Origin of the sequence: Ectothiorhodosinus mongolicus, from assembly GCF_022406875.1 — a bacterium.
GTDB classification, from domain to species: Bacteria; Pseudomonadota; Gammaproteobacteria; order Ectothiorhodospirales; family Ectothiorhodospiraceae; genus Ectothiorhodospira; species Ectothiorhodospira mongolica.
In genome coordinates this window covers 1096720-1116292 of sequence record NZ_CP023018.1, presented here as the reverse complement: position 1 = coordinate 1116292, position 19573 = coordinate 1096720, and the positions used below count along the sequence as shown (strand labels likewise).

The window sequence follows — 19573 nt, the reverse complement described above, 5'->3', positions numbered from 1 at the left end:
ATGGATAAACCACACCGCGGCACGATTTTTGTTGAAGACGCGGAGGTCCTCAGCCACGACGTCTATCCGGCAGATCAATATATCTTACGTGTTGCTGCCCCTCAGTGTGCTGCCCATGCCAAGCCAGGGAGCTTTGTACATCTTCAGTGTGGCCCGCAACTGGCCATGCGCCGCCCGTTGTCTATCATGCGTGTGGATGCCCGAGCCGGCTGGGTAGAGTTTCTATACAAGGCGATTGGTGACGGCACCAAGCTGTTGGCCACACGCCGCGTCGGTGAGCGCCTGAGTATGATGGGTCCGATTGGCCATCCCTTTACGCTACCCCATGGCGATCGCCCACGCGCTTTGCTGTTGGGCGGCGGCGTTGGCATACCCCCTATGGTTTTTTTGGCTGATGCTTTACGGCATGAGCCTATCTGTGAGCCCTTTGTCATCATGGGTTCAGAAGTCCCGTTCCCCTTCAAAACCCGGCCCTCAAAAATATTGGTGCCAGGCATGCCCGAGGGCACGATTGCTGCCATGCCTTTGCTAGAGGACTGGGGGGTGGCCTCCCGACTCACCAGTCAAGCGGGGTTTCCCGGCTGCTATGAAGGTTACGTCACTGATCTGGCTCGGCACTGGCTGGATGCCTTGAGTGATGGTCAGCGGCAAGAAGTACAAATCTATGCCTGTGGACCGCATCCCATGCTGGCAGCCTGCGCCGCGCTGGCCCGCGAGTATCATCTACCCTGTCAGGTGTCGTTGGAGGAGTACATGGCCTGTGCCGTGGGTGGGTGCGCTGGTTGTGTGGTCGAGGTCAAAACACCTCAAGGGTCAGCCATGAAACGCGTTTGCGTTGATGGCCCCGTATTTGCCGCTGAAACGGTGTTTTTCTCTGTAGCATGATGGCTTCGGCAAATACTTTATGTGCGCGTATTGACGCCGTGCGTGCAACGATTGATCGAGCCGCAAAGCAATATGGGCGCCGCAGTGAAGATGTCACCTTGCTGGCCGTGAGTAAGACACGCACTGCTGACGAAATTCGTCAGGCTGTGGCCTGCGGACAACGGGCGTTTGGCGAAAACTACGCCTCCGAGCTTCAAGAAAAGTCCGCCGTACTGGCTGATAAAGCGTTGAGTTGGCACTTTATTGGCCCAGTACAAAGCAATAAAACCCGCCTGATTGCCGAGCGCGCTGATTGGCTGCATTCATTAGATCGAGAGCGCATTGCTCGCCGGCTGAATGATCAAAGGCCTGAGCAGCGGCCTGCTTTGAATGTTTGTATTCAGGTCAACATCAGTGACGAACCCAGTAAGTCTGGTGTTGCTCCTGAGGAAATACTCGGACTTGCTGAGCAAATACGGGCTTTGCCCCGTCTGCGCTTAAGGGGGTTAATGGCCATACCCGCGCCAACCGATGATCCAGCACAGCAACGCCAAGCTTTCGCCCAACTACGCGCCTGCCTAGAGGATCTGCAAACTCGTGGTTATGAGCTGGACACCCTATCCATGGGTATGAGTGATGATCTGGAAGCAGCGATTGCCGAGGGAGCGACGATAGTGCGCGTTGGCACCGCGATCTTTGGCTCACGTTCGGGTTAACATGGCGAACTATGAAACCGCGCATCGCTTTTATCGGTTCTGGAAACATGGCACGCAGCCTGATCGGCGGGCTGATTGTGGATGGCTGGCCAGCTTCCAGTCTTTGCGCCAGCGACCCGGATGCGCAGCAACGTCAACACCTTCTGGAACGCTGGCCTGAGCTTAGAGTGACGGCCAACAATGAAACAGCTCTAGATCAAGCAGATGTGCTTGTTTTGGCGATCAAACCGCAAGTTATGGCAGAAGTCTGTTTACCCCTAGCCAAAACCGTCCAAAAAAACAGGCCCTTGATCCTATCTATCGCCGCTGGCGTGCGTAGTGCTGATATTGATCGCTGGCTCGGAGGCCAATTGGCAGTGGTGCGCAGTATGCCCAATACCCCGGCATTGGTGGGTAGCGGCGCTACCGGTCTGGTGCGCAATACGCAGGTCACCGATGCGCAGCGCGATCTGGCCGAATCGATATTGCGCGCCGTAGGCATGACAGTATGGCTGGATGATGAAACTTTGCTGGATGCGGTAACCGCTTTATCGGGCAGTGGCCCTGCCTACGTTTTCTTATTTATTGAGGCACTTCAGGAAGCCGGAATAGAGCTTGGCTTGCCGCCAGAAACCGCTGCTTTATTGGCTCTAGAGACGGTATTTGGGGCGGCCAAACTGGCTTTAGAGGCGGATGAAGACGCCGGCCAATTGCGACAGCGCGTCACCTCCCCTGGCGGCACCACAGAGCGAGCCATTGCCGTTTTGGAAAAAGGGGGTCTGCGTCCCTTGCTGGCCAAAGCATTAGCCTCAGCCAAAGACCGTGCTGGCGAACTGGCCGATCAGCTCGGACGCCAATGAATATGGAGTCATCATGCCTTCCGCATTACAAAATGTAAGTGAATTTTTGTTGGGTACCTTGCTGGGCCTGTATGTCATCGCCATGGTTTTACGCATGCTTTTTGGGCTATCACGGGCTGACTACTACAATCCCATCAGCCAGTTCATTGTGACCATCACCAATCCACCCTTGCTATTAATGCGTCGCTTGGTTCCATCTATCGGTCGCTTTGATAGCAGTGCCTTACTTCTGGCGCTCGCCCTAAAGATGCTCGAGATTGGCCTGATTGCCGGAATGCATGGGGTCAGTGTGCCGATTGCTGGCTTATTGGTGGTTAGCCTCATCGCCATTGTGCGGCTGGTGATCTGGATTTATATCATCAGTATCATCGTACAGGCCGTAATGAGTTGGTTTCAGGCAGGCGGCGGCATGGGCCGCAACCCGGTGGCAGACTTGGTATTCAGCCTGAACTACCCGATTCTGACGCCTATTCGTCGTGTCTTACCGCAGATGGGCATGGTGGACCTCTCCCCTCTGGTCGCCATTATCGGTCTCAATGTCCTACTTATCCTGATCAATTCATTGTGAAGTTCACAGGGCTTGGTATGGCCAGATATCCAAGGCTGCCAGCAGCATGAATAGGCCGTAGGCCATTACGGCAAGGCCGGCGGCCGCCCTGACTACAGGCCGACGCGCAAATTGGGCCAATCGCGCCGCAAATATGCCCATCAGCAGCAAATTGGGTAAAGTGCCCAAGCCAAAGGCCAACATGAGTGCTGCGCCCTGAATAGCCCCGCCGGCCGTCAAAGACCAAATCACCACGCTGTACACCAAACCGCAGGGCAACCAACCCCAAAGCAGGCCCAGCACGAATGCCTGAGGTAGGGTTTTCACCGGCAATAGGCGCCGACCCAAAGGCTCAATGCGACGCCATAAAAGCCCTCCCGCTTTTTCAATACGCACCAAACCCTGCCACCAACCTGCCAGATACAAACCCAGAGCCACCATAAAAAGCCCAGCCAGCACTTGCAGGATACTTTGCGCCCACTGTACGTCAGTCCAGCTGATAGCCAACCAACCCAGACCGCCGGCTATGGCGCCTGCAGCCGTATAACTCAAAATTCTGGCCCCGTTGTAGGCCAACAAGAAGGGGGCTAAACCAAAACGTTGCGAGACCTGCTTGGCTTCAGTACTCAGCGTTAAGGCACCCACAATACCGCCACACATCCCCACGCAGTGAACGCCGCCCAGCAAACCCACGACGAAAGCCGCCAGCAGCGTACCTGTCTCCAATCCCATAAACACTCCAAATACTTGCCACCCAGCGCCTGAAACCGGAGACTAACACCTCCCCCGGTTATCGAGGAATCTGCTTGCATGGCGGACTCACCCACAGACAAGCCTAAGCGAAAGCCAGAAATCCTGGCGCGGCGCAGCGTAGCGCGCAGTCGCTTATTTCATGTTGAGGAGATCGATCTGCGCTTTTCCAATGGCGTGGAAACCTGTTACGAGCGATTGGTGGGCTCCGGTCGTGGTGCGGTCATTATTGTGCCCATGCAAGCTGACGGCAGCGTATTATTGATTCGCGAGTATGCGGCGGGCACCGATCGCTATGAACTGGGCTTGCCCAAAGGGCTGGTTGAACAAGAAGAGGATCTGCTGGCTGCTGCCAACCGGGAAATCATGGAAGAAATTGGTTTTGGTGCAAATCGATTAGAGATTCTGGGTGCTTTGACGGTGGCTCCGGGCTATATGAGCCATACTACCCACGTCATTTTGGCTCAAGATTTGTACGCTAAAAGGGTTCCTGGTGATGAACCAGAGACCATAGAAGTCGTGCCCTGGCCGCTACAAAATCTGACCAAACTGCTGCTTTGTGAAGACTGTACCGAAGCCAGATCTATTGCTGCGTTATTTATGGCGCGCGAGAAACTGATGGGATAATGATGCTTTTTAATAATGAACCGACGCCGACCCTGATGCCGGCCGTTTGTCAGTTAGCCCGCGAGGCCGGCGACAAAATCATGGAGATCTATGATCAAGAATTTGAGGTAATGCGCAAAGCGGACCTGACGCCGCTGACCGCAGCTGATATGGCAGCGCATCGCTGTATTGAGCGCGGCCTGCGTGAATTAACGCCAGATTTGCCCGTCCTATCCGAGGAATCAGAACATATCCCCTTCAGCGAACGAGGTCGCTGGCGCCGATACTGGCTGGTGGATCCCTTGGATGGCACACGTGAATTCATCAAAAAAAATGGCGAGTTCACGGTCAATATAGCTTTGATTGACGAGCACCAACCCATCATGGGCGTGATTTATGCCCCGGCTATAGGCCTTCTTTATATGGCAAGCCGCGGGCAAGGCAGTTGGCGACAAAAGGCAACGCAACAGGTTCCCGAGCTCATTCATGTGAACGCCCGCAAGCGCCATCCAGTCATTGCGGGTAGCCGCTCACATGGCTCGGAACGCTTTCAGAGTATGCTCAGTAAAATTGGCCAGCACCGTCTGATCAGCATGGGCAGTTCACTTAAATTTGGCCTGGTCGCCAGCGGCGAAGCAGACATCTACCCGCGACTGGGTCCGACCAGTGAATGGGATACAGCGGCAGCCCAATGCATTGTTGAAGAAGCCGGAGGGCGTGTGGTGGATTTAAACTTCAATCCTCTGCGGTACAACCGTCGAGAATCCTTGTTGAATCCTGATTTTCTGGTGCTGGGTGGGTTGAAACGCGACTGGTCTGCGATTTTTTAAACTGGGCTTAGATACGCCGCTCTAGGCCGGCCAGCTGCATCAGTTGCGCGGATATCTCCTCCACCGAGCGCTGGGTAATGTTCAGGAATGGGATGCGTTCGCGACGAAACAGCTTTTCCACCGCGCGCAATTCCAAAGCACATTGTTCATAACTGGCATAGTGACTATTGGGCCGACGCTCGCTGCGTATTTGTTGCAGCCTTTCAGGATCCACTGTCAGACCAAATAGTTTTTGCCGAAAAGGTTCCAGCGCCATGGGCAAACTTCCGCGCTCGAAATCGCCGTCGGCGAGCGGGTAGTTAGCGGCGCGAATGCCGTAGGTAAGGGCCAAATACATGCAGGTCGGCGTTTTACCGGCCCGTGAGACCCCCATCAAAATGACATCGGCATGTGGGTAGTTGCGGGTGGTGGCGCCATCATCATTTTGAATAGCGAAATGCAGTGCATCTATGCGATCAGAATAAGTACGAACATTACCCATGCCGTGGGAACGACCCGGCACATCCAGAGCGGCCACACCCAACTCAGTTTCTAAAGCCGCTGTGTAAGTCTCAAAAAAATCAAAAACAGCGCCATTGCAGGTACATAAGCGCGCCCGCAGCGCATCATCAACCAAGGTGGAAAACACCAAAGGACGTGTGCCGTCGGCTTTGGCAGCGGCGTTGATTTGTTTCACCGCCTCATCGACTTTTTTCTCATCCACCACGAAAGGCAGGCTGTGCTGACAAAAAGTCATCTGATCAAACTGTGTCAGCAGCGTATGCCCCAAGGTCTCAGCGGTAATGCCAGTCCCATCAGAAACATAGAAAACCGAGCGGCGCATGCCTAACTCTGGCGCTGTCCGGCAAGGCGCAACCAGGTTTCGACCACCGTATCGGGATTCAGAGAGATGGACTCGATTTTTTGCTCCATCAACCACTCGGCCAGATCGGGGTAGTCGGACGGGCCCTGGCCACAAATACCGACGTATTTTTTGGCTTTACGGGCCGCGGCGATGGCCTGACCCAATAGTACTTTCACCGCAGGATCGCGTTCATCAAAGCCGGCTGCGACCAATCCCGAGTCGCGATCCAGCCCCAAGGTCAGCTGGGTTAGGTCGTTAGAACCAATGGAGAATCCATCAAAGTGTTCGAGAAATTGATCTGCGAGAATGGCATTTGAGGGAATCTCGCACATCATATAAATCTTGAGGCCGTTTTCCCCGCGTTTTAATCCATTGTCGGCGAGCAATTTGATCACGCCCTCAGCCTCGCTAAGCGTACGTACGAAGGGCACCATGATAATAACGTTGGTCAAACCCATCTCATCTCGCACCTTTCGCACCGCGCGGCATTCAAGCTCGAAACAGTCACGGAATTCCTCAGAGAGATAGCGCGAAGTACCGCGATAGCCAATCATGGGGTTTTCCTCATGCGGCTCATATAACTCACCCGCCAACAGATTCGCGTACTCATTGGATTTAAAATCTGAGAGTCGCACGATCACCGGTTGTGGGTGGAAGGCCGCGCCCAAGGTCGCGATACCCTCAGCCAGCTTATCGACATAGAAACTTACGGGATCTGCATAACCGGCGATACGTCGAGTGATTTCCTCTTTGAGGTCTGCTGACAAGGTGTCGAAATTCAACAGAGCTTTGGGGTGCACGCCAATCATGCTGTTAATGACAAATTCCAAGCGGGCCAAACCCACCCCTGCATTAGGAATATTGCGGAAGTGGAAAGCACGACCAGGATTACCCACATTCATCATGACTTTCACCGGCACATCAGGCATGGAATCTGCGCGGGTCTGAGTCACCTCAAAGTCCAACTCACCCTTGTAGACTCGGCCTTCGTCGCCCTCAGAGCAGGAGACGGTCGCTTCCTGACCCTCTTTTAGCGTTTTGGAAGCATCGCCGCAGCCAACCACCGCGGGAATACCCAACTCACGAGCGATAATGGCAGCGTGGCAGGTCCGCCCGCCACGATCAGTGACAATCGCTGCGGCCCTTTTCATCACCGGCTCCCAATCAGGATCGGTCATGTCGGTGACCAAGACGTCACCTGCCTCGACTTTATGCATATCGTCTAAACTCATAACGACACGCACCTTGCCAGCGCCGATCTTTTGGCCGATCGCGCGACCGCGCGCCAAAACCTCGGTACGCGGCGAGCGAATGCGGAAACGCTCAATAATCTGGCCATCCTGCCGGCTTTCCACTGTTTCAGGGCGCGCCTGAACAATGTAAATCTCGCCATCATGGCCATCCATTGCCCACTCGATATCCATGGGCCGGCCGTAGTGCTTTTCAATAATCACGGCCTGCTGGGCCAGCGATTGCAGCTGCTCATCGCCAATACAGAAGCGCTGACGATCAGCCTCATCCACAGTTACGGTTTGCGTGGACTGGCCATTTTCGCCAAAGGTCATTTTGATGGCTTTGCTACCCAGATGGCGGCGCAGCACAGCAGGGCGACCTGCTTCTAACGCCGGCTTGTAAAGATGGAATTCGTCAGGATTAACCGCGCCTTGAACCACCGTTTCGCCCAGACCCCAAGCAGCTGTGATGAAGACCACATCCCTGAATCCAGACTCGGTATCTAAAGTGAACATCACACCGCTGGCGCCAATATCCGAGCGCACCATGCGCTGCACGCCTGCTGATAAAGCCACGTCAGCATGCGCAAACCCCTGATGCACACGATAGGAAATGGCACGATCGTTATATAGTGAAGCAAACACTTCATGAATGCGTTGGCGCACTTCGTCCAAGCCACTGACATTCAAGAAAGTCTCTTGCTGACCCGCGAACGAAGCATCGGGTAGATCTTCTGCGGTGGCTGAGGAGCGCACGGCAACGGTGAATGCCTCATCACCGGCCTCAGCCACCATCTTTTCCCAGGCGATGGCTATGGCCTCATTCAGTGCCGGTGGGAAAGGAGTCTCTACCATCCAACGCCGAATGGTGGCGCCTGCTTCACGCAGGGCAGTGATATTGTCCACATCCAGGCTATCCAGCAAAGTATTGATGCGGTCCGCCAGTCCTTCATGTTGAAGAAACTCGCGAAAAGCATACGCGGTGGTGGCAAAACCACCCGGGACTTTAACTCCTGCCTGAGCCAGGCCGCTAATCATCTCTCCCAGCGAAGCATTTTTCCCGCCGACATCACCGACGTCATTCATGCCCAAGTCTTGGAACCACATCACATACTTGTCCATAGCACTGCCTTTTCGCGTGTTGCTAACCCTTCTTATTGTATCAGGGCCGCGACAACTTGGAACAAAGCCTTATCGTTTTTAAGTACATTCAGCAATTCTTCTACACCAAGTGCTACACTCGGTATATTGTGGGCAAGTCGTCACTGAACAGCGCCCGTGATTTTGAGGAGTGCGCGCATGTCGAACAACAACGTAATGCGGATTCAAGACCTCAAGCAGGCGTGCAAGTCCTGCAGTCTCCGCGACCTTTGTCTGCCGTTGGGTATTTCTCCCAATGACTTAGAGCTGCTGGAAAACATCATCAGCCGCAAACGCCCCGTGCATCGCGGAGATGTTCTCTACCAAGCGGGCCACCCCTTGAGCTGCCTGTTCGCCGTGCGTGCAGGCTGCATCAAGACTTTCATCATCACTGACGATGGCGAAGAACAAATCACGGGTTTTCATTTGCCAGGCGAGCTGTTGGGTCTGGACGCCATTATTCATGACGTTCATCCCTGCACCGCGGTAGCTTTGGAAACCACCAGCGTCTGCGAGATTCCCTTTGACCAGCTCGAAGAACTCGCTTCACATACGCCTAGCCTCCAACACCAGCTATTTCGCATCATGAGCCGCGAGCTGCAAAGTGATGAGCAGCTCATGCTGCTTTTAGGCAAGCGCGCCTCGGATGCTCGGGTCGCAGCCTTTTTGTTGAATCTGTCCGATCGCTTTGGCCAGCGTGGTTTTTCCCGCCGGGAATTCAATCTCAGCATGTCGCGGATAGATATCAGTAACTATCTAGGATTGGCTGTGGAAACTGTCAGCCGCATGTTCAGCCGATTTCAGACCGATGGCTTGGTGGAGATCGACAGACGCTTGGTGACGATCTTAGATGTGGATGCCCTACAGGAAATCGCCGGCATACGCACCCCTAACGATCAGCAGTCGATGCGGCAGTCAGACACCCATAGCTAGTTAGCGATCGAACGCCGTATCCAGCATTTGCCATTGGATACGCCCAAAAGCCACATCAAAAGCCAGTAATACCTGGGAACTTTGACGGCCATCAGTGACTCCGGCCAGAATCCAGCGATCACTGAGAATGTGAATGTCGTGTTCTACAAAGCGCCAATCACTGCCCGCACCGGCGATCAGATCAGCATGGATCGATAAATCATCGCGCAACTGTGCCGCGGGGTTGCGCAATCCCAATCGCTGCAGGCGCCGCTCCTGCTCGCGTGTTAAACCGATGATGGCATCATCGATAACCTCAACGGATTCCCGCTGAAAAAGCTGCATCTGCAGGGCAAGTGCTTCTGCTTGAGCGTCCTGCAAATCTCGCTCCAAACCCATACCGCGAAAAATATAAATCATCGCGATGATGAGAAAAAACATCATAAAGCCGACCCAAACAATGCGCTCAGCTATCGGCAAAAAACGCCGGGATTCGCTCATAGCAAGACTCCTGTCCAAACAGACAGACCAGTTTAAGTCGCGGTAAAGCCAGAATCCACCATGTAATGCGAGCCCGTGACGCCACTGGACTCCTCGGACAACAGCAAGGCGGCCACGGAAGCTACTTCCTCATTGGTCACATAGCGGCCTAGGGGCAAGCGATTGATAAAGCCTGCTTTCACCTCATCACCATGTCCGGGATTCGCTTGGTCCTCAATGGAGCGCATCATGCGGTTATCCACGGGACCAGGATTGACACAATTGACGCGAATGCCCTCAGGAGAAAACTCAATCGCCGCGCACCGCATTAAGCCCATAATTGCGTGCTTGCTGGTGACATAGGGTGACAGCCCATTAGTGCCGCGGACGCCGGCCACACTGGCCGTGATGACCACAGAACCGCCGCCGGCACGGCGCAACGCCGGAATCGCTGCCTTCAGTCCAAAACGCACGCCATTAACGTTGACGCTGAATACTTTATCCCAATGCTCATTGGTCTGAGTTTCAAAAGGTCCCACATGCCCTTCAATACCAGCGTTCAAAAAGATGCCATGCACATGCCCAAACAGCTCCTCAGCACGCGCAATCATGGCTTCATTGTCTGCCTCGCTACTCACATCAACGGCTTGGATGGCCACCCGCTCCCCAAGCTGCGCAGCTATTTTTTCTAAGCCTTCCGTGCCGACATCAGTCAGCAGCAAATTAGCGCCTCGAGCATGAAGATAGCGCGCGGTAGCGTCACCAATACCGCCGGCAGCACCCGTGATAACGATGGTTTTGTTGGAAAAATCTGACATGCGACCTCCTTACGTATGACACGATTCTGGTGGTCCAGATAGGAAGGGCAGCTTATCGCTGCCCCAAAAAATGGTGCCGGAGATAGGAGTCGAACCTACGACCTTGGCATTACGAATGCCCTGCTCTACCAACTGAGCTACTCCGGCGATAGGGTGCAAAGCTTATCCCAAGCGCTGTCCTGACTCAATTATCTTGCACACAGACCTATGTCCAAACGCGTTTTCGTGTATATGCCTGTAGATAACGGAGAAAACAGACCACGAAAGGGGATGAGTTTGCGAATCGCTATTTTTGGGGCCACGCGCGGCGTTGGCCTGGCTCTGGTTGAACAAGCCACCGCCCAAGGGCATGAATGCCGCGTTTTGGCCCGCGAGCCTGACGTGCTGCATGATGCTGAACGGCTCAAGGTCATTTCCGGCAATGTGCTGGATCCCGATGCTGTGCGTCTGACGCTTGAGGGCTGTGATTGCGCTGTTGTCTCTTTGAGCGCCTCGGGGAAAAATCCCAAAACCATTTGTGCCGATGGCACCCAAATTGTGATAGATGAGATGAAGGAATTGGGTGTTCCTCGCCTGGTGGCGATCACTTCTTTGGGCTTGGGGGAGAGTGAAGCTCAGGTGCCCTGGCAATTTCGTGGCTTGATGAAAACCTTATTAAGAAACGTCATGCAAGACAAAGCGCGACAAGAAGAGGTGGTTCGCAGTAGCGGCCTAGATTGGACCATCGTGCGGCCCAGCGGGCTCTGGGACGGGCCTCATACTGGCGATTATCGCACGGGTACAGACTCAACCACTTTGGGCAAAAGCATTAATCGCGGTGATGTCGCGCATTTCGTGCTCAAGGAATTATCGGAAGGCACTTACCTTCACCAAACTCCTTGGGTCATGCGCTGATGTTGCAGGCACTGACCCTCTTACTGGTGTGTCAGCTGCTGGGGGAAACATTGGTGCGGCTGCTGTCTTTAGGCATCCCCGGCCCCTTGGTGGGTATGGGCTTGCTGCTGGTTTTTCTGGCCTACAAGGGCGGCCCCGACCAAGGACTGAATGAAGTTTCTGATGGCATTTTGCGCAATCTTTCCCTGCTGTTTGTGCCGGCAGCAGTTGGCGTCATTCAGCAGCTAGGCCTGATTCAGGATCAATGGCTAGCGCTAGGTCTGGCCATCATCGGTTCTACACTGCTGACCATGCTGGTCACCGTGGGCGTTTTTCTGGGCGTAGCCCGCCTCATGCAGGCGCGCGCATGAGCACCGAAGGCAGCGATCTGTTCCAACTCTGGGTGTATCTCAGTGGCACCCCGTTACTGTGGCTGACAGCGACTCTGGTGGCTTATGTGATCGCCGAGATGCTGGCAGCCAAATCCGGCCGCCATGCGCTGGTCAACCCAGTCTTAATTGCCGCGACGCTGTTGATCGTCGTTTTGTTGCTGTCAGAAACAACTTATGAAGATTATTTCACTGGGGCACAGTTCATCCACTTCATGCTGGGGCCAGCGATTGTGGCTTTGGCCGTGCCTTTGTGGCGTCATCGGCAGATGGTACGCCGCAATCTGCTGCCCATGCTGATGGCACTGCTTGCTGGATCCACCGTGGCGATCCTCTCAGCCGTGGGCATCGCTTGGTGGCTGTTAGCGCCCGAACCCATCTTGGCCTCACTGGCCCCCAAATCGGCGACCGTTCCCATTGCCATGGGTCTGGCGGAAAATATCGGCGGTTTGCCGGGACTGACCGCCATTATCGTCGTTGTCACTGGCATCTTTGGTGCATTGACGGTCACCCCCTTGATGAATGCCTTGCGTATCCAAAACTATGCAGCCCGGGGGTTTGCGGTTGGTGTTGCGTCACACGGCATTGGCACTGCTAGGGCTTTTCAGGTGAATGAGACTGCCGGCACTTTTGCCGGTATTGCGATGGGCCTCAATGGCGTATTGACTGCTTTACTGCTGCTGTTCTGGCCTTTTGGTTAAATGCCGTTATAGTGCTGAGTAAATACTAAGCTCAGCATAGGTCGGCCATGAATCGGATCACGGAACTTTCTCAGAGTTACGATGCTCTTGCTGCCACTTACGCCTCAGGCAGACATCTTTTTGATACCAGCCCCCTGCTCCATCAATGCGCAGCGCTTATCCCAACCGACGCGCGCGTTTTGGACGTGGGATGCGGTGCTGGCGAGCCGGTGAGTGCTTATTTTGCAGAACGTGGCGATCAAGTGACGGGCATTGATATCTCATCGGAAATGCTTGAATTGGCCAGCAGGCAAGTGCCAGCAGCCGAGTTCACGCACATGGATTTGCGCCATTTGGAATTTGCTGAAGCGCATTTTGATTTGTTGACCGCGGTGTACTGCGTGTTTCATCTGGATAGACAAGAACATCAGTCCATCTTTGATGGCTTTGCCCGCGTCCTCAAGCCAGGAGGCATCGCGCTTTTGACCTTGGCCTGTAAAGGCTATACCGGCGAGGATGAATTTGATGGCAACATCGAGTTTCTGGGTCATTCCCTACCCTACAGCCATGATCGTCCTGAGGTTGCTTTGCAAAAGCTCAGCCAAGCGGGCCTGCATTCGGTTATGGCTGAAACCCGAGAGACGGGAGGCGAAACCTTCTTTTGGGTGATTGCCAAAAAAGCATGACTGGGCGTTGATTGAATGTTTCATGTGGTACTTTATGAGCCGGAGATCCCTCCCAATACTGGAAATATCATTCGCCTTTGCGCGAACACCGGGGCGACTCTACACCTGATTGAGCCTTTGGGTTTTACGCTGGATGACCGTCGTCTGCGCCGGGCTGGCTTGGATTATCACGAATGGGCATCGGTCAAACGCCATGCCAACCTAGATGATTGTCTGAAAACACTTGATCGCAAACGGATCTTTGCCCTGAGTACCCGCGGTCGCATGACGCACTCCGAGGCCCGATTTCAGCTCGGCGATGCTTTTTTACTGGGGCCGGAGACCCGCGGCCTACCGCAGTCTGTTCTAGATTCTCTTCCACCCGAGCAACGGCTTAGATTGCCCATGCTGCCCGGAAGCCGCAGTCTGAATCTATCCAATACAGCGGCTATCATCTTGTTCGAGGCTTGGCGACAGGTGGACTTTCAGGGTGCGCAAGCCTTAACGTAAGCACTGAATCGTATTAAGGAGCTCAGTATGTCTCTCCGTCGCTTGAGCCTACTGGTAGTCATATGGGCATCTGTGATCAGCCTCTCTCAGGCCAATGAGTTAGGTATCCAAGACTTGCATGTGGGGACCGGTGTCGAGGCACAGCCACAGTTCACTTTGGAGATGCACTATACCGGTTGGCTTGAGGACGGCACGCAGTTTGACTCCAGTCATGATCGCGGCCAGCCCTTGTCTTTGGTGTTGGGTCAAGGTCAGGTGATCCCCGGTTGGGAGATGGGCATCCGCGGCATGAAAGTCGGCGGCAAGCGTGAACTGATCATCCCGCCGGCTCTGGCCTACGGAACGCGCGGGGCCGGCAACGTCATTCCGCCCAATGCGACTTTGCGCTTTGAGGTCGAGCTGGTCAGTGCCGAACCACCACCGTTTAGTAATGTTAACAATGACGAGCTGCAAGCCCTGATAGACGCTGGCACCAAGGTCATTGATATTCGCCGGCCCGATGAGTGGCAACAGAGCGGTGTAGTGCCCGGGAGCTACTTGATTACGGCATTTGATGCGCAGGGGCGTTTCATACCGCAATTTGCACAAAGCCTGTCTGAAGTAGTCAGCCAAGATGAGTCATTCGTGATTATTTGCCGCGTGGGTAACCGCACAGGGGTGTTGGCCAGAGCTATGGTAGAACAGGGTGTCTACCCGAATGTGCAGAATGTCACCGAAGGGATTGTTTCATGGATCGGCGAACAACGCGAAGTCCGTTCTCAATGCCCCAGCTTGGAGTCAGGATCGCGCTGCTAGATACAAATAGCTTTGAGCCGCTATGTCTTCGGCGTGTGCTCGAGACGCTGGCCTGAGGCTCTTAGTGCAGTTGCAGTGTGCCAATCAATTCCGAAACATGGCTGATTTCGTGCCTGCTTAAGTAGTCAATCATGCCTTGATTGATCTTACTGCACAGCAAGGGGTCGTAAAAAAGACCGGTACCCACGCCCACGGCTGTGGCGCCCGCCAGCATAAAAGCGATAGCGTCTTCGGCACTGGTGACCCCACCTTGGCCGATGATGGGCACATGATGATGTTTGGCCACCTGATAGACCTGATGCACCTTAAGCAAAGCGATGGGCTTGATGGCAGGCCCAGATAGCCCCCCTTGATTGTTACCGATGATGGTTTTCCTGGCCTCTACATCAATCGCCATGCCCATGAGTGTATTTATGGCCGATAGCGCGTCTGTGCCGGCCTCAATGCAGCGCCGAGCATTCTCGGCGATATCGGTCTGATTGGGGGAAAGCTTGGTGATAATGGGCTTTTGCGTCGCCTTACGACAGGTTTCAACAACCCGCGCGGACATATCAGGATCATTCCCGAACGCCACCCCACCCTCTTTCACGTTAGGGCAGGAAATATTGATCTCAATGGCATCAATAGGCGAGTCATCAAACCTCTGGGTGACTTCAAAATATTCTTCAAGAGTGGAACCCGATACATTGGCAATAAAACGGGTCTCCTCAAAATCTAGCTGCGGCAGGATCTCATCCACTACCTGATTAACCCCGGGATTTTGTAGACCTATCGCATTCAGCATACCCTCCGGGGTCTCGTAGATGCGATGCGGCGGATTGCCCAAACGCGCTGCCCCAGTCGTCCCTTTCAGGCACACAGCTCCGACGTGGCGATTCGAGAATCCCACGACACGCGTGTACTCCTCACCAAAACCCACGCAGCCGGACAGCAGCACTTGGGGGGTAGCGAAGCGCAGGCCACAAAAATCGATAGCCAGGAGTTTTTTATGTGCGTTATCCATGGTGCGCCCAAGTATGACAGGCCTTGCTATGGCCATAAAGCAACAAACACGGCGCAGATCAATAGGCGCGACCGGAAGGGCTATTCCGGGTTAAAATCACGCCTTAACGCCCACAGAGAAAACTCGATGTCTGAGCCGCTTTTTGACAGCCACGTCACCAGCCTACCCATGATTCATCGCGGCAAAGTGCGCGATATTTATGCCGTTGATGACGCACATATGCTGATTGTGACCACGGATCGCCTCTCGGCATTTGACGTCATACTGCCCACACCGATTCCCGATAAAGGCCGGGTTCTCACCCGCATCTCACAGTTTTGGTTTGAGCGTTTGGCTTCTGTGGTTCCCAATCAACTCTGCGCACTGAGCTTAGAGGATGTCATTACCGACCCTAACGAGCGAGCCCCATTAGAGGGTCGCAGTATCGTTGTGCGCCGCCTAAAAGCGCTGCCCATTGAGGCCGTTGTGCGCGGCTATCTCATTGGTTCAGGTTGGAAAGATTATCAGTCCACGGGAAAAGTCTGCGGCATCGCATTACCAACGGGTTTGCAACTTGCCGAACAATTGCCTGAGGCGATTTACACCCCTGCCACCAAGGCTGCTGTGGGTGACCATGATGAAAATGTCGACTTCGCCTACACGGAAACACTATTGGGTGGTGAACTGGCGGCCAAAGTCCGCGATACAGCGCGACAGCTATATCTGCAAGCAGCTGATTATGCGCGCACCAAGGGCATTATCATCGCCGATACCAAATTTGAGTTTGGTCTGGATGAAGATGGGGTGCTGCACCTTATCGATGAGGCTTTAACGCCCGATTCATCGCGTTTCTGGCCGGCGGAGACCTACGCTCCCGGCAGTAGTCCGCCCTCCTATGACAAACAATATCTGCGGGATTATCTGGAGACGCTGGATTGGGATAAAACGGATCCCGGTCCAGAATTACCTGCCGAGGTTGTTGACCAGATCAGTCAACGCTATCGCGAAGCACTCTGGCTACTCACTGGGCAAACTTTGGACTAATCAGCCATGCGCGGGTTATTTATCACCGGAACCGACACCGGTGTGGGCAAAACCTATGTGGGCTGTCAGCTGATTGAAGCCTGGGTCGCTTTGGGTCAAGCCGTCAGTCCGCGCAAACCCGTGGAATCGGGTTGTGCGCTAAAAAATGGTGAACTCTGGCCGGCGGATGGTGCTTTATTGTTTCAAGCCGCAGGTGGTGAGGAAGCTTTGCATGAGGTGACGCCGCTGCGCTTTGCACATGCCTTGGCTCCCGATCGAGCGGCCAAACTGGTCGGTGAAACTGTCACGCTTGAGCAACTCACGGCGATTTGCACTCAGCCCTGCAGGGGCTTGCGGATCGTTGAAGGCGCCGGGGGACTGCTATCGCCGCTCGCCAGTGACGCCCTGAATGCCGATCTGGCTAAGGCATTAGCTCTACCGGTGTTGCTGGTGGCCCCGGATCGACTGGGCGTCATCAATCATGTCATGCTCAATCTCGAGGTGCTGGATCTGCGAGGGCTAAACACCCTAGGTGTTGTTCTCAACCGAATAGATGCGTTGGGAAGCCCTGCATTGCCGGAAGGCATAGACAACTTGAGCGACCTGAGAAGTCGAGTAGATCTGCCCATCTGGACACTTGAGGGTGGGGCCGCCAACTCGGCACAGCAAATCGCGCAAGAAGTGCTACAGCGTCTGTATTAAGAGAGTATCGGCTCGCGCACGCTGAAAATCTGCTCTAGCCGCCTACCTAAAGCGCGATACAGTTCAGAATTGGCTCTGGCCTGCAGACAGCGCGCGAATGCGGGAACCCACGCCGATAAATGCTCCCAGAGTTGGCGCCAACCACTGGTGCCATTATTCAGATCTTGTTCGAGATACCACGCTGCGTAAATCAGTTGCATGGCTAGCGAGTCTGGCTCTCGGCCATTAAGTGCGATACCCGCCTGACGATACAGACGCGACAACTTATGCATACTCCCGCCCAAGACCTCACGGTTCCAAGCAGATTCACAGGGAGGGCAGTCACCGAGCAGCATAAGACGCTCATATTCGCGACGCAAAGCAGGCAAACCGAGACGACGGATCTCCATCACCGCAGGCGACAACCACGTCCACCCCGAAGCCATTTCCTCTAGGGTATCCAGCGTTTCTTGATTGGGCTGCGACAATAAGCCACTCAGGATGCAGAGTTCATCCACATCGAGTTCGATGCCCGGTTCGGTGTGCTCCACGGAGCGACCTCACTGCTCATAGGGGTTAAATCCGCGAAACTCAGCGGTGCAGTGAGACTATGAACCCAGTCGATGGTCTGTGGAAAACGAAATGCGAGCACTTGTTGATTCTGCTCAACAAGTACCTGCACGGGCTTACGAGGACTTGCCGCCTTTCTTGTCCTTACCGGGAACTGCCTTTTCCAGATCTTTAAGCATCTCTTCATCGACTACGGGAAGTTTCTTCGCCTGCTTCTCGTCACTGGCCCATTCTTTGGCTAACTCATGCAGCTCACGGAACTGTTTGACCAGTTTTTCGGCTTTTTTTAAGTTCTCTTCAGCCGCGCTCAAGCTTTCTTCAACCTTGCGCTTTTCCTTACGCAGCCCTGCAGCTTGGGCTTCGATTTGTTTGCGGGCATCAGCTTCGTCAGTCTTTTGTTTTTTCAGTTGTTTGAGTTTTTTGACCACGTTTTCCGGAGTATCAGCCAGAGCCTTATGGATGGCTTTTATTTCCCGATCACGCTCACCAATCTGCGCCTTAATGGCCTTCATTTCCTGAAGATGCGCTTGGCGTTCCACACCCATATCGCGCTCGAACTTATCCAGTTTTGTCTGTGCGGTGTCACGTTCCTGATCAGCCGTTTTCTGGGCTTTCTCACTGGCTTTGATGCGTTTTTCCATGGCATCTAACTGCTGCCGCGTCTCATCCTGAGTCGCCTTGATGCGAGCATCGGCCTGTTTACCGTGCTCTATGGTCTCGGCCAATGCCTGTTTCAATTCCTCCGCCGTGCAATCGGCTTGCAACCCCAGAGCATCCGTGGCGGCCTTCATCAACATTTGCTTGCTCACCGCAAGCTCTTTCCAAACTTTGAGCTGAACTTCGACTTCCGCTTGATTCACCGACTACTACTCCTAACTGAATTCTGGCTTGTGCGAGGCAACATAAAGCATTAAATGGCGCGCATTCTAGCCCATCCCGAAGACAAATGCTCTATTCGGTTTCTGCCCCGGCCAAACCAAGGTTTGTCCAAATAGCCATCGAAGGGCTTACCTGATTCATTGTATAAAAATGCAGGCCTGGTGCACCGGCATCCAAAAGCCGCTCACACATCTGTGTGACCACCGCTTCTCCGAAGGAACGAATCGAGGCTTTATCATCGCCAAAATGTTGCAAACGCTGGCGAATCCAACGCGGTATTTCAGCGCCACACGCATCTGAAAATCGCGCCAGCTGACTAAAATTAGTAATCGGCATAATGCCCGGAACAATAGGAATATTCACTCCCAATGCTGTCACATCATCAATAAAGCGAAAATAAGCATCAGCCGAATAAAAATACTGCGTGATTGCCGAATCGGCGCCGGCTTCGACCTTTTGCTTGAAATGCCATAAATCCTTTTGCGGGCTGAGCGCTTGCGGATGAAACTCAGGATAAGCCGCCACTTCAATGGTGAAGTGATCACCCGTTTCTTCGCGGATAAAACCCACCAGCTCGTTGGCATAGCGAAACTCGCCGGGGTCATGCATGCCCGAGGGCAAATCACCCCGCAAAGCGACGATATGCTTCAAGCCCGCATCCTGGTAGGTTTGCAGTATTTCCCGCATTTGCTCCCGCGAGGAATCAATGCAGGACAAATGCGGCGCCGCATCCACCCCCGATTGACGATGAATCTCCAGCACCGTTTCTAGGGTCCTAGCTTGAGTTGAGCCCCCCGCACCATAGGTCACCGAGAAGAACCGCGGTCCCAGTGCCGCCAACTGCGTCCAGGTGTCACGCAGTCGAGCAGCACTTTCGGGATTTTTGGGCGGGAAAAACTCAAAACTGAAGGTGCGCTCAAAGCGCTTTTGAGTCTCCATCAGTCAGCC

Annotated in this window: 24 protein-coding genes and 1 tRNA gene; 15 read left to right on the top strand and 10 right to left on the bottom strand. The window is 54.2% G+C overall.

Annotation, left to right across the window (positions count from 1 at the left end):
• The 4 genes from CKX93_RS05220 to CKX93_RS05205 are packed head-to-tail and all read left to right on the top strand — an operon-like array spanning position 1 to position 2987.
• Positions 1-885: a dihydroorotate dehydrogenase electron transfer subunit gene (locus CKX93_RS05220; RefSeq protein ID WP_076755624.1), complete on the top strand. Its 885-nt coding sequence runs from the start codon at positions 1-3 to the stop codon at positions 883-885.
• Positions 882-1580 carry a YggS family pyridoxal phosphate-dependent enzyme gene (locus CKX93_RS05215; protein ID WP_076755623.1) on the top strand — a complete coding sequence of 233 codons (699 nt, stop codon included), beginning with the start codon at positions 882-884 and terminating at the stop codon, positions 1578-1580. Before CKX93_RS05220 ends, CKX93_RS05215 begins: the two co-directional genes overlap by 4 nt.
• Positions 1581-1591: 11 nt before the next feature.
• Positions 1592-2419: a pyrroline-5-carboxylate reductase gene (gene proC / locus CKX93_RS05210; RefSeq protein WP_076755622.1), complete on the top strand. Its 828-nt coding sequence runs from the start codon at positions 1592-1594 to the stop codon at positions 2417-2419.
• Between the two features lie 13 nt (positions 2420-2432).
• Complete coding sequence (locus tag CKX93_RS05205; protein ID WP_076755621.1) at positions 2433-2987, top strand: YggT family protein; 555 nt, start codon at positions 2433-2435, stop codon at positions 2985-2987.
• 3 nt (positions 2988-2990) lie between these two features.
• Here the strand turns inward: CKX93_RS05205 and CKX93_RS05200 are convergent, their stop codons facing one another.
• Positions 2991-3698, bottom strand: a complete 708-nt coding sequence (locus CKX93_RS05200) for a sulfite exporter TauE/SafE family protein (RefSeq protein WP_076755620.1) — start codon at positions 3696-3698, stop codon at positions 2991-2993.
• 78 nt (positions 3699-3776) lie between these two features.
• Between CKX93_RS05200 and nudE the strand changes: the two genes are divergently transcribed.
• Together nudE and cysQ are read left to right on the top strand one after the other, a co-directional pair.
• Positions 3777-4343, top strand: a complete 567-nt coding sequence (gene nudE, locus CKX93_RS05195) for an ADP compounds hydrolase NudE (RefSeq protein ID WP_076755619.1) — start codon at positions 3777-3779, stop codon at positions 4341-4343.
• Positions 4343-5152: a 3'(2'),5'-bisphosphate nucleotidase CysQ gene (cysQ, locus tag CKX93_RS05190; RefSeq protein ID WP_076755618.1), complete on the top strand. Its 810-nt coding sequence runs from the start codon at positions 4343-4345 to the stop codon at positions 5150-5152. The genes nudE and cysQ overlap by 1 nt, the downstream gene beginning before the upstream one ends.
• Positions 5153-5159: 7 nt before the next feature.
• Here cysQ and ppsR read toward each other — a convergent pair whose 3' ends face one another.
• Together ppsR and ppsA are read right to left on the bottom strand one after the other, a co-directional pair.
• Positions 5160-5975, bottom strand: coding sequence for a posphoenolpyruvate synthetase regulatory kinase/phosphorylase PpsR (ppsR, locus tag CKX93_RS05185; RefSeq protein ID WP_076755617.1), 816 nt, complete (start codon positions 5973-5975; stop codon positions 5160-5162).
• A 2-nt stretch (positions 5976-5977) separates the two neighbouring features.
• Entirely contained in the window at positions 5978-8350 is a 2373-nt protein-coding gene (ppsA, locus tag CKX93_RS05180) for a phosphoenolpyruvate synthase (RefSeq protein ID WP_076755616.1), read from the bottom strand.
• A 177-nt stretch (positions 8351-8527) separates the two neighbouring features.
• Here ppsA and fnr point away from each other — a divergent pair, with 177 nt between their 5' ends.
• Positions 8528-9301 carry a fumarate/nitrate reduction transcriptional regulator Fnr gene (gene fnr / locus CKX93_RS05175; RefSeq protein WP_076755615.1) on the top strand — a complete coding sequence of 258 codons (774 nt, stop codon included), beginning with the start codon at positions 8528-8530 and terminating at the stop codon, positions 9299-9301.
• Here fnr and CKX93_RS05170 read toward each other — a convergent pair whose 3' ends face one another.
• The 3 genes from CKX93_RS05170 to CKX93_RS05160 form a co-directional block, all read right to left on the bottom strand.
• Positions 9302-9781 carry a hypothetical protein gene (locus CKX93_RS05170; protein WP_076755614.1) on the bottom strand — a complete coding sequence of 160 codons (480 nt, stop codon included), beginning with the start codon at positions 9779-9781 and terminating at the stop codon, positions 9302-9304.
• Positions 9782-9813: 32 nt separating this feature from the next.
• The gene (locus CKX93_RS05165; protein WP_076755613.1) at positions 9814-10578 is read right to left on the bottom strand and encodes an SDR family NAD(P)-dependent oxidoreductase; all 765 of its coding nucleotides are present in this window, start codon (positions 10576-10578) and stop codon (positions 9814-9816) included.
• Positions 10579-10649: 71 nt separating this feature from the next.
• Positions 10650-10725 (bottom strand) — tRNA-Thr (locus tag CKX93_RS05160).
• Between the two features lie 123 nt (positions 10726-10848).
• Here CKX93_RS05160 and CKX93_RS05155 point away from each other — a divergent pair.
• Genes CKX93_RS05155 through CKX93_RS05130 form a run of 6 tightly spaced genes read left to right on the top strand, consistent with a single transcriptional unit; the run spans position 10849 to position 14490 of the window.
• Positions 10849-11472, top strand: a complete 624-nt coding sequence (locus CKX93_RS05155; protein ID WP_159435528.1) for an NAD(P)-dependent oxidoreductase — start codon at positions 10849-10851, stop codon at positions 11470-11472.
• Entirely contained in the window at positions 11472-11822 is a 351-nt protein-coding gene (locus CKX93_RS05150) for a CidA/LrgA family protein (RefSeq protein WP_076755612.1), read from the top strand. The genes CKX93_RS05155 and CKX93_RS05150 overlap by 1 nt, the downstream gene beginning before the upstream one ends.
• Complete coding sequence (locus CKX93_RS05145) at positions 11819-12541, top strand: LrgB family protein (RefSeq protein WP_076755611.1); 723 nt, start codon at positions 11819-11821, stop codon at positions 12539-12541. The genes CKX93_RS05150 and CKX93_RS05145 overlap by 4 nt, the downstream gene beginning before the upstream one ends.
• A gap of 47 nt (positions 12542-12588) precedes the next feature.
• Positions 12589-13206, top strand: a complete 618-nt coding sequence (locus CKX93_RS05140) for a class I SAM-dependent methyltransferase (protein WP_076755610.1) — start codon at positions 12589-12591, stop codon at positions 13204-13206.
• A 15-nt stretch (positions 13207-13221) separates the two neighbouring features.
• Positions 13222-13695 carry a tRNA (uridine(34)/cytosine(34)/5-carboxymethylaminomethyluridine(34)-2'-O)-methyltransferase TrmL gene (gene trmL, locus CKX93_RS05135; RefSeq protein WP_076755609.1) on the top strand — a complete coding sequence of 158 codons (474 nt, stop codon included), beginning with the start codon at positions 13222-13224 and terminating at the stop codon, positions 13693-13695.
• Positions 13696-13722: 27 nt separating this feature from the next.
• The gene (locus tag CKX93_RS05130) at positions 13723-14490 is read left to right on the top strand and encodes an FKBP-type peptidyl-prolyl cis-trans isomerase (RefSeq protein ID WP_076755608.1); all 768 of its coding nucleotides are present in this window, start codon (positions 13723-13725) and stop codon (positions 14488-14490) included.
• Positions 14491-14551: 61 nt separating this feature from the next.
• Here the strand turns inward: CKX93_RS05130 and CKX93_RS05125 are convergent, their stop codons facing one another.
• A complete protein-coding gene (locus CKX93_RS05125) occupies positions 14552-15493 on the bottom strand; it encodes a dihydroorotate dehydrogenase (RefSeq protein WP_076755607.1) in 942 nt (313 codons plus the stop codon).
• 126 nt (positions 15494-15619) lie between these two features.
• Here CKX93_RS05125 and CKX93_RS05120 point away from each other — a divergent pair, with 126 nt between their 5' ends.
• Both CKX93_RS05120 and bioD read left to right on the top strand, forming a co-directional pair.
• Positions 15620-16516, top strand: coding sequence for a phosphoribosylaminoimidazolesuccinocarboxamide synthase (locus CKX93_RS05120; RefSeq protein WP_076755606.1), 897 nt, complete (start codon positions 15620-15622; stop codon positions 16514-16516).
• Positions 16517-16522: 6 nt separating this feature from the next.
• Entirely contained in the window at positions 16523-17197 is a 675-nt protein-coding gene (gene bioD / locus CKX93_RS05115) for a dethiobiotin synthase (RefSeq protein WP_076755605.1), read from the top strand.
• On the opposite strand, the gene CKX93_RS05110 is transcribed toward bioD, so the two are convergent.
• The 3 genes from CKX93_RS05110 to metF all read right to left on the bottom strand — a co-directional run bounded on the left by CKX93_RS05110 (position 17194) and on the right by metF (position 19564).
• Positions 17194-17727, bottom strand: coding sequence for a TorD/DmsD family molecular chaperone (locus tag CKX93_RS05110; RefSeq protein WP_076755604.1), 534 nt, complete (start codon positions 17725-17727; stop codon positions 17194-17196). The genes bioD and CKX93_RS05110 overlap by 4 nt on opposite strands.
• Before the next feature lie 135 nt (positions 17728-17862).
• Complete coding sequence (locus CKX93_RS05105; protein ID WP_076755603.1) at positions 17863-18606, bottom strand: hypothetical protein; 744 nt, start codon at positions 18604-18606, stop codon at positions 17863-17865.
• 91 nt (positions 18607-18697) lie between these two features.
• The gene (gene metF / locus CKX93_RS05100; protein WP_076755602.1) at positions 18698-19564 is read right to left on the bottom strand and encodes a methylenetetrahydrofolate reductase [NAD(P)H]; all 867 of its coding nucleotides are present in this window, start codon (positions 19562-19564) and stop codon (positions 18698-18700) included.
• Between the last annotated feature and the right edge of the window lie 9 nt (positions 19565-19573).

Coding starts and splice junctions, on each gene's coding strand:
- CKX93_RS05220 (WP_076755624.1), top strand. CDS start 1: ATGGATAAACCACACCGCGGCACGATTTTTGTTGAAGACGCGGAGGTC.
- CKX93_RS05215 (WP_076755623.1), top strand. CDS start 882: ATGATGGCTTCGGCAAATACTTTATGTGCGCGTATTGACGCCGTGCGT.
- proC (WP_076755622.1), top strand. CDS start 1,592: ATGAAACCGCGCATCGCTTTTATCGGTTCTGGAAACATGGCACGCAGC.
- CKX93_RS05205 (WP_076755621.1), top strand. CDS start 2,433: ATGCCTTCCGCATTACAAAATGTAAGTGAATTTTTGTTGGGTACCTTG.
- CKX93_RS05200 (WP_076755620.1), bottom strand. CDS start 3,698: ATGGGATTGGAGACAGGTACGCTGCTGGCGGCTTTCGTCGTGGGTTTG.
- nudE (WP_076755619.1), top strand. CDS start 3,777: ATGGCGGACTCACCCACAGACAAGCCTAAGCGAAAGCCAGAAATCCTG.
- cysQ (WP_076755618.1), top strand. CDS start 4,343: ATGATGCTTTTTAATAATGAACCGACGCCGACCCTGATGCCGGCCGTT.
- ppsR (WP_076755617.1), bottom strand. CDS start 5,975: ATGCGCCGCTCGGTTTTCTATGTTTCTGATGGGACTGGCATTACCGCT.
- ppsA (WP_076755616.1), bottom strand. CDS start 8,350: ATGGACAAGTATGTGATGTGGTTCCAAGACTTGGGCATGAATGACGTC.
- fnr (WP_076755615.1), top strand. CDS start 8,528: ATGTCGAACAACAACGTAATGCGGATTCAAGACCTCAAGCAGGCGTGC.
- CKX93_RS05170 (WP_076755614.1), bottom strand. CDS start 9,781: ATGAGCGAATCCCGGCGTTTTTTGCCGATAGCTGAGCGCATTGTTTGG.
- CKX93_RS05165 (WP_076755613.1), bottom strand. CDS start 10,578: ATGTCAGATTTTTCCAACAAAACCATCGTTATCACGGGTGCTGCCGGC.
- CKX93_RS05155 (WP_159435528.1), top strand. CDS start 10,849: ATGAGTTTGCGAATCGCTATTTTTGGGGCCACGCGCGGCGTTGGCCTG.
- CKX93_RS05150 (WP_076755612.1), top strand. CDS start 11,472: ATGTTGCAGGCACTGACCCTCTTACTGGTGTGTCAGCTGCTGGGGGAA.
- CKX93_RS05145 (WP_076755611.1), top strand. CDS start 11,819: ATGAGCACCGAAGGCAGCGATCTGTTCCAACTCTGGGTGTATCTCAGT.
- CKX93_RS05140 (WP_076755610.1), top strand. CDS start 12,589: ATGAATCGGATCACGGAACTTTCTCAGAGTTACGATGCTCTTGCTGCC.
- trmL (WP_076755609.1), top strand. CDS start 13,222: ATGTTTCATGTGGTACTTTATGAGCCGGAGATCCCTCCCAATACTGGA.
- CKX93_RS05130 (WP_076755608.1), top strand. CDS start 13,723: ATGTCTCTCCGTCGCTTGAGCCTACTGGTAGTCATATGGGCATCTGTG.
- CKX93_RS05125 (WP_076755607.1), bottom strand. CDS start 15,493: ATGGATAACGCACATAAAAAACTCCTGGCTATCGATTTTTGTGGCCTG.
- CKX93_RS05120 (WP_076755606.1), top strand. CDS start 15,620: ATGTCTGAGCCGCTTTTTGACAGCCACGTCACCAGCCTACCCATGATT.
- bioD (WP_076755605.1), top strand. CDS start 16,523: ATGCGCGGGTTATTTATCACCGGAACCGACACCGGTGTGGGCAAAACC.
- metF (WP_076755602.1), bottom strand. CDS start 19,564: ATGGAGACTCAAAAGCGCTTTGAGCGCACCTTCAGTTTTGAGTTTTTC.